The organism is Enterococcus sp. 7E2_DIV0204, from assembly GCF_002140855.1.
Classification (GTDB): Bacteria; Bacillota; Bacilli; order Lactobacillales; family Enterococcaceae; genus Enterococcus_L; species Enterococcus_L lemimoniae.
Genome location: NZ_NGKY01000001.1, coordinates 2,335,551 through 2,347,236 on the forward strand (window position 1 = coordinate 2,335,551; position 11,686 = coordinate 2,347,236).

The 11,686-nt window shown below is 37.6% G+C and carries 9 protein-coding genes; 8 read left to right on the plus strand and 1 reads right to left on the minus strand.

The genetic code is table 11. The annotated features are described in order from the left end of the window. The first annotated feature begins 380 nt into the window (after positions 1–380). From allC to arcC, 8 genes are all read left to right on the plus strand, one after another. Positions 381–1,607, plus strand: coding sequence for an allantoate deiminase (gene allC, locus A5819_RS10920; RefSeq protein WP_086278821.1), 1,227 nt, complete (start codon positions 381–383; stop codon positions 1,605–1,607). A gap of 21 nt (positions 1,608–1,628) precedes the next feature. Further along, complete coding sequence (allE, locus tag A5819_RS10925; RefSeq protein ID WP_086278822.1) at positions 1,629–2,414, plus strand: (S)-ureidoglycine aminohydrolase; 786 nt, start codon at positions 1,629–1,631, stop codon at positions 2,412–2,414. A 24-nt stretch (positions 2,415–2,438) separates the two neighbouring features. Then, complete coding sequence (gene allD, locus A5819_RS10930; RefSeq protein WP_086278823.1) at positions 2,439–3,506, plus strand: ureidoglycolate dehydrogenase; 1,068 nt, start codon at positions 2,439–2,441, stop codon at positions 3,504–3,506. Positions 3,507–3,726: 220 nt separating this feature from the next. Continuing rightward, on the plus strand, positions 3,727–4,776 hold the full coding sequence (gene allD / locus A5819_RS10935) for an ureidoglycolate dehydrogenase (protein ID WP_086278824.1): 1,050 nt from the start codon (positions 3,727–3,729) through the stop codon (positions 4,774–4,776). 154 nt (positions 4,777–4,930) lie between these two features. Next, positions 4,931–6,688: an acyl-CoA synthetase FdrA gene (gene fdrA / locus A5819_RS10940; RefSeq protein ID WP_086278825.1), complete on the plus strand. Its 1,758-nt coding sequence runs from the start codon at positions 4,931–4,933 to the stop codon at positions 6,686–6,688. Positions 6,689–6,703: 15 nt separating this feature from the next. Next, a complete protein-coding gene (locus A5819_RS10945) occupies positions 6,704–7,972 on the plus strand; it encodes a DUF1116 domain-containing protein (protein ID WP_086278826.1) in 1,269 nt (422 codons plus the stop codon). Positions 7,973–7,975: 3 nt separating this feature from the next. Beyond that, positions 7,976–8,827, plus strand: a complete 852-nt coding sequence (locus A5819_RS10950; protein ID WP_254907257.1) for a DUF2877 domain-containing protein — start codon at positions 7,976–7,978, stop codon at positions 8,825–8,827. 12 nt (positions 8,828–8,839) lie between these two features. Continuing rightward, positions 8,840–9,778 (plus strand): carbamate kinase, encoded by a 939-nt coding sequence (arcC, locus tag A5819_RS10955; protein WP_086278828.1) that lies wholly within the window; start codon positions 8,840–8,842, stop codon positions 9,776–9,778. Between the two features lie 76 nt (positions 9,779–9,854). Here the strand turns inward: arcC and A5819_RS10960 are convergent, their stop codons facing one another. Continuing rightward, positions 9,855–11,495 carry a PucR family transcriptional regulator gene (locus tag A5819_RS10960; protein ID WP_086278829.1) on the minus strand — a complete coding sequence of 547 codons (1,641 nt, stop codon included), beginning with the start codon at positions 11,493–11,495 and terminating at the stop codon, positions 9,855–9,857. Positions 11,496–11,686: the final 191 nt, after the last annotated feature.

Genomic DNA, 11,686 nt, shown 5'->3' on the forward strand with positions numbered 1-11,686 from the left:
GGCTCGTCCAGCTCTGACAGGAAAATAGAAAAAATCGATTGTGGTGCTTTTCGCCACAAACTATTTTTATCTTTTTCCCGAAGAGTTAGCTCGCGTAGCTAGATAACAATAAAAGCGTAGTAGGCTCGTCCAACTCTGACAGGAAAATAGAAAAAATGATCGAGATGTTTTTTACACCATCTGCATTTTATCATTTTTCAGAGTAATCAGCCTATAAATTTAAATAATTTCACTAACTTATTTCTATTTTAACCCAAATAGCCTCAGTCTTTATGTTTAATGCGCACAAAGATAGTAGTTAATTTGTGAAATGTGGATAGTGTATGAAAACGGGCAACCGCTTACAATGGTTATGATAATAAAAGAGGGAGATGTATCAAATGGATTTAAAAAAAGTTTTACAAGAAAATATCGATCACTTATCTAGTATTGGCAATGACCCAACCGGTGGGATGACACGTTTATTGTATTCTGATTCTTGGTTGGAAGCGCAAAAATCTGTAAAAGAAAAATTAGAAGCAATTGGTATGACCGCTTCATTTGATGAGATCGGTAACCTCTTTGGTAGAGTAGAAGGAACGGAACATCCAGAAGAAACCATCTTATCAGGTTCTCATATCGATACGGTTGTGAATGGTGGGAACTTAGATGGTCAATTTGGGGTCATTGCAGCGTATGTTGCGATCCAATATTTATTAGAAACACACGGCAAACCAAAACGTTCATTAGAAGTTATTTCAATGGCCGAAGAAGAAGGTAGCCGTTTCCCTACAGTATTCTGGGGTAGTAAAAACTTTGTTGGTGAAGCGAAGAAAGAAGATGTTCTTGAAATCGCTGACTTTGAAGGATTGAAATTTGTCGAAGAAATGCGACGCCATGGCTTTGACTTTAGAGACGAAAGTAAAGCAGCTAGAGATGACATCAAAGCATTTGTAGAAATCCATATCGAGCAAGGGACTGTGCTTGAAAAAGAGCAATTGCAAATCGGTGTGGTCAATAATATTGCAGGACAAAGACGTTATACAATTGTATTGAAAGGCGAAGCAAACCATGCTGGAACAACTCCAATGGGCTACCGTAAGGATGCGGTTTACGGATTTGCTAAAATTTGTTCGCAAGCAATCGATCGTGCGTTAGAAGTAGGCGATCCACTAGTATTAACGTTTGGTAAAGTTGAACCTAAACCAAATACAGTAAACGTTGTTCCAGGAGAAGTGCTATTTACAATGGATTGCCGTCATACAGACAGCGGTGAGTTACATGCATTTACAAAAGAAATCGAGCAATTGATGAGAGATATCGCAGCAGAACATGGCTTAGAAATCGATATCGATTTATGGATGGATGAAGCGCCAGTTCCAATGAATGAAGAAATCGTAACAGCGATCGAAACAGCGGCTAAAGCTGAAAATATGAAATACAAAGTAATGCATAGTGGAGCAGGTCATGATTCTCAAATCATTGCGCCAAACTTCCCAACAGCAATGATTTTTGTCCCAAGTATTAATGGTATTAGCCATAATCCAGCAGAAGCAACAGATATTGATGATTTAGTGAATGGGGTAAAAGTACTAGCTAGCACATTATATGAATTAGCTTATAAATAAAAGAAAGTAGGAGAAATAAAAATGGGTTATAAAAACAATCAAACAGGCTATCTTGATGGTTTATTATCATCTAGAGCTGTAATCAAAAAAAATAATTACGCTTTAATCCCGCACGATGGGTTAGTAAATAATGTAATTCCAGGTTTTGAAAACTGTGATTGTTCCATTTTAGGGTCAAAACAATTAGGTGCAAATTTTATCGATTATATCATTACTATGCATAAAGAGGGTAAAAATCAACGTGGTTTTGGTGGTGAAGGTGTTGAAACGATCGTTTATGTGATTGATGGGGTTTTAAACGTAAATGACGGTACTGAAACACACAAATTAACAAAAGGCGGCTATGCTTATTTACCAGCTAGTACATTGATGTATTTAGAAAATGGTCAAGAAACTGATACGGAAATCTTCTTATACAAAAAACGTTATCAACCATTAGAAGGATATGAAGCTCACAAAGTAATTGGTAATGTAAATGATATGGAACCAATCGAATATGAAGGTATGAAAGATGTTCTTTTATGGGACTTTTTACCTAAGGATTTAGGTTTTGATATGAACTTCCACATTCTTTCATTTGAACCAGGAGCAAGTCATGGTTATATCGAAACACACTATCAAGAACATGGAGCTTACTTACTTTCTGGACAAGGAATGTATAACTTAGATAACGAATGGATGCCTGTTGAAAAAGGGGATTACATTTTTATGAGTTCATATGTCCAACAAGCAGCATATGCTGTCGGACGTGACGAGCCGTTAATGTATGTTTACTCAAAAGATTGCAACCGTGATCCAGAAATTTAATTTAGATGAAGAGGAAGTTTAAGAATGAATGAAACTGTTGTAGTGAAACCAGAAGAATTGCATGATTTGATCGAAAAAAAATTAACGACAGCTGGTTTAAAGCCAGAACATGCAGATGAAGTGGCGACACATTTGGTATTTGCAGATGCGTGCGGTATCCACTCACATGGAGCCGTTAGGGTAGAATATTATGCAGAACAAATCGATAAAGGCGGCGTGACGCTTGATCCAGTAATTGAATTTGAGGAGACTGGGCCAAGTTCTGGGATTGTTCACGGTAAGAACGGTGCGGGCCAATTTGTTGCAGATGTTGGTCTTGGTTATGCTATTGATATGGCAAAAAAATCAGGAGTAGCGGCTGTTGGAATCTCTAAAATCAGCCATAGTGGAGCGTTATCTTATTATGTGAAAAAAGCTGCACAACAAGATTTGATTGCAATCGCAATGTGCCAATCAGATCCGATGGTGGTACCATTTGGCGGAAAAGAAAATTATTTTGGGACGAATCCAATTGCCTTTGCAGCACCTAGAAAAGATCATGAGCCAGTTGTATTTGATATGGCAACTACTGTTCAAGCGTGGGGTAAAGTCTTAGATGCACGTTCTAAAAATAAAGAGATTCCGAACACTTGGGCTGTTGACAAAGACGGTAAACCAACAACGGATCCTCATAAAGTTAACGGACTATTACCGATTGCTGGACCAAAAGGCTATGGTTTGATGATGATGGTGGATATTTTATCTGGCATGTTGTTAGGCTTGCCATTTGGTAAACACGTTTCTTCAATGTATGACGATATCAGCAAAGGACGTAATGTTGGTCAAATGTATATTCTGATCGATCCAAAACGTTTCACTGACTTAGAGATGTTTAAAGAATCTGTGAACGGTATGGTGGAAGAATTACATGAAATTCCAGCAGCAGACGGATTTGAGCAAGTCTATTATCCTGGTGAAATCAATCAAATCAACTATGAAAAATCAATGGTTGAGGGTATTGATATCGTAAAAGATATTTATGATTATTTAAAGAGCGATACACTTCACTATGATCGCTATGAAAATACAAATGCTTTTGGTGAAAAAAAATAGAATTGTTTTGGAATTAAGATATAGTATAAAAAATGTTGTTGGTTTGTATAAGTATTAGCGAAGCGGAACGTTGTTGCCGTATGTTATCTAGCTACGCGTGCTAGCTCTTCGGAAAAAAGATAAAATATGTCTGTGACCGAAAGCGTCACAAACTTATTTTCCTATTTTTCTGTCAGAGCTGAACGAGCCCGCTTCACTTTAAAATAAGGAGGCGTTTTAAATGAGAGTAAAAAAAGCGGATTTACATCAACTAATCAAAAATAAAATACAAAAAGCTGGTTTGTCAGAGGAACATGCAGGAATCGTAAGTGATGTTTTGACATTTGCAGATGCACGGGGAATTCATTCTCACGGTGCGATGCGCGTGGAATATTATTCGGAACGAATTGCCAAAGGTGGTATCACCAACGATCCTACTTTTTCTTTTAAACAAACAGCTCCAAGTTGTGGTATGTTTGAAGGCGATAATGGTTCTGGTTTTGTTGCAGCAGAAAAAGCTATGGATCTCGCAATCGAAATGGCGAAGAAAAATGGTGTAGCTGTTGTTGGAGTCCGCAATATCTCTCATAGTGGAGCGCTTGCTTATTATGTGGAAAGAGCTGCAGAACAAGATATGGTAGCCCTCTCTGTTTGCCAATCTGATCCAATGGTTGTACCATTTGGAGGAAGTGAACCTTACTTTGGGACGAATCCAATTGCCTTTGCTGCACCTAGTAATGACGATCGTGTGATTACATTTGATATGGCAACAACCGTTCAAGCATGGGGGAAAATCCTACATGCTCGTTCCAAAAAAGAAGCTATACCAGATTCTTGGGCAGTAGATGCCAAAGGGAACCCGACAACCGATTCTACAGCAGTCAATGCATTGTTGCCGATTGCTGGACCTAAGGGCTATGGTTTGATGATGATGGTCGATATCTTATCTGGTATTTTGCTAGGCGTGCCATTTGGCAAACACGTTTCTTCCATGTATCATGATTTATCTAAAGGCCGCGAATTAGGTCAGCTTCACATTGTGATCAATCCAGATTTCTTCATTGGTTTAGACGTCTTTAAAAAGAATATTTCAACAATGTTGGATGAATTAAAAGAAATCAGTCCAAGTCCTGGTTTTACAGAAGTGAACTATCCCGGGGAACGAGGACGTGCCCGTGAAAAAAATTATGAAGAAAATGGAATTGAAATCGTAGATGATATTTACGAATATTTGATCAGCGATGATATTCATTATGATCGTTATGATCACAAAAATAAGTTTGCGGAATAAATTTTGCAAAGCAAAATATCTAGCTTTGCGGGCTAGTCTCTCGGAAAAAAAGATGAAAATTGAATGTGACAAAATACATCACTGTCAATTTTCCCTATTTTTCAGTCGAGACATGGCGAGCCCACTACACTTTTAAATAAATGGAGGAATTTCAATGCTGCACACAATTATTAAAGCAAATAGCTATCAAGATTCAATCGTCTTGATGTTATTAACCAACAAATTAAATACAATCGATGGCGTTCATAATGTTTCTGTTATGATGGGAACACCTGCTAACAAAGATATTTTCAAAACGGGTGGTTTATACACCGATGAATTAGAAAAAGCTTCTTCCAATGACATGGTAATCGTGTTAGACATTGAAGATAATTCATTGATCAATCAAGTTTTAAAGGAAATCGATGTATTTTTAGAGGAACAGACAAAAGGTGGCGGCGACATATCAGGTGAAGAAGTCGTAAAAACGTGGGATAAAGCCTTTGAGCTTGGTAAAGATGCTGGCGTAGTTGTTTTCTCTATTCCTGGTACCCATGCAGCACTTGAAATTGAAAAAGCTTTAGATGAAGGCAAACATGTCTTCTGTTTTAGCGATAATGTTGCGATTGAAGATGAAAAACGCTTAAAAGAAAAAGCACATGATGCAGGTTTGCTATTAATGGGACCAGACTGCGGAACGGGCATTATCAATGGGATTCCTGTGGCATTCACAAATGCTGTTCGTAAAGGTAAAATCGGCGTTGTTGGAGCTTCCGGTACAGGTATTCAAGAAGTAACAACGATCATCCACAAATTAGGTGGCGGTGTAACGAACGCGATTGGAACTGGCGGACGTGATTTAAAAGCTGAAATTGGCGGAATCACTTTAAAAGATAGTATCATGACATTAGAAAAAGACCCCAACACAGAAGTGGTTGTTGTAATCTCAAAACCACCTGCACCAGAAGTTCGTGATGAAGTCTTAAATCTTTTAAGAAGCATCTCAAAACCAGCTGTAACGATTTTCCTAGGCGAAAAACCAACGTCTCATGAAGAAAATCTATATCGTGCTTATACTTTAGAAGAAGCAGCTCAAACGGCTGTTCAATTATTGAATAAAGAAAATGTTAAAGCTGTGAAAGAAACATTAACAGTTCCTGCTCATTCTTTCAAACCTGAACAAAAATATGTTAAAGGCTTATACTCCGGCGGAACTCTTGCTTATGAAGCGGCAATGCTGATTAAAGAAGGTCTTGCTTTGACAGGTGACGAACATGCACCAGAAGGCTTTATCTTAAAAAATCAAGGACATGAGATCATTGACTTAGGAGATGACGTTTATACGCAAGGTAAACCTCATCCAATGATCGATCCATCAAAACGTAAAGAAATGTTAGAAGAAGCTGGAAAAGATCCTGAAACAGCGATAATTTTATTAGATGTCGTATTAGGTTACGGTTCTCATGCTAATATGGCACAAGAATTAGCACCAACCATCAAAGAAATCAAAGCAAATGCAAAAGCTGAAGGCAGAGAATTATTTGTGATCAGTACGATTGTAGGAACGGACGAAGATCCTCAAAATATTCATGAGCAAGAAACAATAATGAAAGATGCTGGCGTAATTCTTTGTGACAGTAATGCACAAGCAGTTCGTTTAGCTTTAGCGATCCTAGATCATCCATTAGCTCAAACGGATAAAGCAATCGAAGCAGCACCAGCAGTAACGCCAGTTGCGATTGAGCCAACAGAAGCAATGTTAGCGTTGTTGACAAATCAAGGCTTTATCAACGTTGGTTTACGTAGTTTCTCAGAGGCCATCATCAATCATGGTGGTAAAGTCGTTCAGTATGACTGGCAACCAGTTGCAGGTGGAAATATCACCTTGCAAAAAGCACTACAGTTTTTAAATAAAGTAGAATTAGGTAAATAAGAAGGGATGACAAACATGGTATACAAAACAATCGATGAAGCAAACCAAGCAGTAGCAGCAAAAATCGTTGCTGGTTCACCTTTCTTATTAGATGTAGTTCCAGCAAAATCAGTAATCCAAGAATTAAATGAAGGGAAAGTCCTACTTCATGCAGGACCTCCAATCACTTACGATAAAATGGTTGACCCAATTCAAGGCGCTTGTGTCGGAGCAGCATTATTTGAAGAATGGTGTGAAACCGAAGAAGAAGCTAGAAAAATGCTAGAATCTGGTGAAGTAAGATTAATTCCATGTCATCATGTGAATGCGGTTGGACCAATGGGCGGAATTACTTCTGCTAACATGGCAGTTTTAGTTGTTGAAAATAAAACAGATGGCAATCGTGCTTTTTGTACAATGAACGAAGGAATCGGTGCGGTATTACGTTTTGGTGCTTATTCTGATGAAGTAATCACTCGTTTAAGATGGATGAGAGACACGTTGGCACCGGTTTTAAGTGCAGCTTTAAAAACAAAAGAAGACGGCTTGAACATCAATGTGTTGGTTGCTAAAGCAATTGCTATGGGGGATGAATTTCACCAACGTAATATTGCAGCATCATTAGCATTTTTGAAAGAAATGGCACCGATCATTGTTGGGTTGACTGAAATCGATCAAACAAAACGTGAAGAAGTGGTTCAATTTTTAGCAGACACGGATCAATTTTTCTTAAATATTATGATGGCTTCAGCGAAAGCCGTTATGGATGGGGCAAGACAAATACAAGAAGGTACGATCGTTACAGCTATGTGTAGAAATGGACATGAATTTGGAATCCGTATTGCAGGTATGGGTGACGAATGGTTTACCGGTCCTGTTAACACGCCTCAAGGGTTATATTTCTCTGGCTTCAGTGAAGCAGATGCAGCACCAGATATGGGTGACAGTGCGATTACAGAGACATTTGGTGTTGGGGGTATGGCAATGATCGCAGCACCTGCTGTAACACGTTTTGTGGGTTCAGGTGGCTTCTATGATGCATTGAATACCAGTAATGAAATGACAGAGATTTGTATTGATACAAATCCAAACTTCCCAGTTCCGACATGGGACTTTAAAGGAATTTGTCTTGGAATTGACGCTAGAAAAGTTGTTGAAACAGGAATTCTTCCAGTTATCAATACAGGAATTGCGAATAAAAAAGCTGGTTTAGGTCAGATTGGTGCAGGAACAGTAACACCGCCAATCGATTGTTTTGAAAAAGCTGTTTTAGCTTATGCAAAAAAATTAGGTTTTACAGAATAAAAGGTGAAGACATTGTTTGTTAATGCTCGTTTTATCGATGAAAATCTGTTAACCAATGACATTGGGGTACAAAAATGGCACGTTCACAGCAAATATAAAAGTAGTTTCAATCTTCAAGATGAGAGGAAACAACAGTTAGTGGTCATCACGACCACTAACTATCCTTTTATGCCGAATGGAATTTATTTAGATGCAACTGATTTTACCAATTTACTAGAAACGGTTGAGATCAATGAACAGATAATCTGGCAGCAAAATAGTCTCCATTTTTCTAACGAACATCTATTTCTGATGCATGGGAAACCCTACTCGTCTAAAATAGAGCGAACTGAAGAAGTGTTGACAATTAGTTTAGAAAAACTGCTTTCATATACAAATACAGTAGCAAAAGAAACTGGCAGTCAAAACACATTGGCTAATTTTGTAAAAGTTGGAAATCTATTTAGTGAAGCCATTCAGTATTTATGTTTAGAAGAGCAATCACAGCAAGAATCAGGTCTTGATTTTCTTATAGGTAGAGGTCCAGGGTTGACACCATCTGGTGATGATATGGTCGTCGGTCATCTAGCTGCAAGAATTCTATTAAAAGAAGAAAATTCCACATTAATAAATTTACTTACTGAACTGTTAACAGAACAGTTTCTAACAACAGATATCAGCAAGCATTATTTGTTGTGCGCATTATCAGGCCGTTTTAGTGAACCGGTACGGAATTTAGTAACGGCATTAACAACAAATAGTAATGAAGAAGAAATAGCACATGCCGCAGAAGCTATAATGAGCGTAGGTCACACATCAGGTGTTGATTTACTGGCCGGCTTAATTACTACAATCAAATTTTTTAGGAGCAAATGAAGGAGGATTTTTATGGCAAATCGTGTCGTAATCGCATTGGGAGGCAATGCAATTTTAAAACCAAACCAAGAAGCAACACTTGAGGTACAACTAGATAATGTTAAGGTAAGTGCTGAATTGGTTGCAAAGATAGAAGAAATCGATTATGAAATCGTTTTAACACATGGTAACGGTCCACAAGTTGGGAATATTTTAAGACAAAATGAAGAAGCCAAAGACGTGGTTCCACCATTTCCTTTAGATGTTTGTAATGCAGAGTCACAAGGTTTTATTGGTTATATGTTAGAGCAAAGTTTGAAAAATTCGTTGGAAACAAAAGGTTTGACGAGCAATGTGATTACATTATTAACTCAGACTGAAGTGTCAGCGGATGATGAAGCATTTCAAAATCCAAACAAGCCGATCGGAATTTTTTATTCAGAAGAAGAAGCTAAACAAATGGAGCAAGAGAAAAATTGGGTGATGATGGAAGATGCTGGTCGTGGTTACCGTCGTGTCGTACCTTCACCACAACCAAAAGCTATCCATGGTGTAGATGCAATCGTTAATTTACTAAATCGCAACACGATTGTTATTGCAGGCGGCGGCGGGGGGATTCCTGTTGTTCGTGATCAAGATGGCTTGTTAAAAGGAATCGAAGCTGTTATCGATAAAGATCGTACAGGTAAAAAACTAGCTGAGCAAATCGATGCCAATGTCTTTATGATGTTGACAGACGTAAGTAATGTCTACATCAATTATGGCAAAGAGAATCAAGAAAAATTAGAAACGATTTCTGTAAAACAAGCGCAACAATATATGGATGAAGGTCATTTTGCAGATGGAAGTATGGGACCAAAAATGGAAGCTGCAATTGGTTTTGCTGCACAAGGTAAAACTGCCATCATCTGTTCTTTAGAAGAAGCTGACCAAGCTTTACTAGGGAGAGCTGGCACAAGAATCACAGGCTAGATAAAATCAAAATAGAAGTTGAAAGAGGAATGGATAAACGCTTCTGTCCTAGCCTCCTCATTCAACTTCTATTTTTTTATTGATGTTGATTAGATCGTTCGGATAATTCTAAAGCCAAACGTAAATTCAAACTATTATTTGGGTCTTGAATGCTTTTTCCAAGTAACTTTGCACAATGATCGATTCTATATTTAATCGTATTACGGTGTAAATACATCTCTTTAGCAGTTTTTGAAATTTCACATTGAAAACTTAAATAGCACTGTAATGTTTTTCGAAGCTCAATGAAAGAGTCTTCAATTGGATACGCAAGCTCTTTTAAAGTTGTTTCACAGAAATAATGAATATCTTCAAGACTCATTTTCTCAAATAAACTCTTCATCCCTTTAGGATGGTAACGATGAGTTAGTGAGCCATCTGTCATCGTCAGCATTTCTTCATAAGCTGTTTTAGCCTCAATAAAAGAACTAGCGATTTGCTCGATTGTTTCATACAGATTACCTAAAGCAAAGGTCAAAGTGATTGGTAGCTTTTCAGAGAGCGCCAGCGATAGTTCAGTTAAGATTTTTTCTAGATCTTCTACTCTGCTTTGAATTAAAATCGCTAAGTGATTCGTATTTTTCACTTTAAAAATACTGACATGTTTGATCCTTGGTGGTAATGTTTCTTGTAGCCATTGAAAGGCGACATCACTTTCTTCTTGTTGGTATTTGATCTTTGTAGCAGTAGCAGTAGTTTGACTACATGCAGAATAAACAACCTGATACTGTGTACTTTTCTTTAATCCATAATTGGTACCAAGATCGAGCCAATCACGTCTGGACTGATGAGGTGTTTGTTGGTATTCAACGAGTTGACCTAAAAAATCACTCTTAAGAAAATCTAGTGATTCCTGAACTTTTTGATTCTTATACAACATAAAAGACAAGACTAAACAGGCCTGTTCAACTGCAAACTCCGACATTGGATAAGGAACTTGCTGTGGATTTAAAATTAGTAAGTGATGTGGAAAATAGCTATTCCCTGTAACTGAAAATCCGACAATCTGCAATGGTTCTTGATTTAGATCCTTGATCATAAAGGAGGTATGACTATCTTCATTCCAGTTGTCATATTTACTAACGAGTTGTTCAACATAATATTCAGCAGGCTTTGACGTCTGAGTAAAATGTTTTGAATGAGCGATCACTTTACGATAAGGACTTAATAAAATCACAGGTGTATTGATCATTTTACCAAAATCTGCGATAAAACGAGCAATACTTACATCATGAATCAACAAATCAGAAAAGCGCTTTTGAATATCTAACGCATAACTTAGCTGCTCTGTTTTAGTATCCCACAAGTAGTTTAGCAATTGGTGCAACAAAGCCCCTAAAGGCTGATTGCTAGGTACTTGAACAACAGGGAAATTGATCTCATTAGCATAATCGATAATAGCAGGATCAATTGTTTCAATAAAACGTCCAACCTTGATACCGATCCCAGCTGCTTCTTGTTCTTTTAAAGAATCAATCAGAGTAAAAAGCTCTTTTTGATTATTTTTGTAAACCATCGCAGTCGTTAAAAGAAAAATTTTCTTCGGAATAAAATTGGCCACATCAGGTGTCTCAGAAATTTCAATACTTTCAACGATGGTATTGGCATTTGTAGGGTTAGTTAATATTTTTAGATCGGAAAATCTTGGTATTTTTAACAAATCTTCTAAAGTGGTCAATGGATTCCCTCCTAATATTAAAAGCGAAGCGGGCTCGTTTTGCTCCGACAGAAAAATAGGAAAATATGAAAGTGGCGCTCTTTGCCACAATCAGATTTTATCTTTTTTTCGAGGAGTAAGCCCGCGTAGCTAGATAAATTTAAAAGCATAATGGGCTCGTTCAGCACCGACAGAAAAATAGGAAAATATGA

Bases quoted from the DNA above. Each gene is read 5' to 3' on its own strand.
- allC (WP_086278821.1), top strand. From the start codon at position 381: ATGGATTTAAAAAAAGTTTTACAAGAAAATATCGATCACTTATCTAGT.
- allE (WP_086278822.1), top strand. From the start codon at position 1,629: ATGGGTTATAAAAACAATCAAACAGGCTATCTTGATGGTTTATTATCA.
- allD (WP_086278823.1), top strand. From the start codon at position 2,439: ATGAATGAAACTGTTGTAGTGAAACCAGAAGAATTGCATGATTTGATC.
- allD (WP_086278824.1), top strand. From the start codon at position 3,727: ATGAGAGTAAAAAAAGCGGATTTACATCAACTAATCAAAAATAAAATA.
- fdrA (WP_086278825.1), top strand. From the start codon at position 4,931: ATGCTGCACACAATTATTAAAGCAAATAGCTATCAAGATTCAATCGTC.
- A5819_RS10945 (WP_086278826.1), top strand. From the start codon at position 6,704: ATGGTATACAAAACAATCGATGAAGCAAACCAAGCAGTAGCAGCAAAA.
- arcC (WP_086278828.1), top strand. From the start codon at position 8,840: ATGGCAAATCGTGTCGTAATCGCATTGGGAGGCAATGCAATTTTAAAA.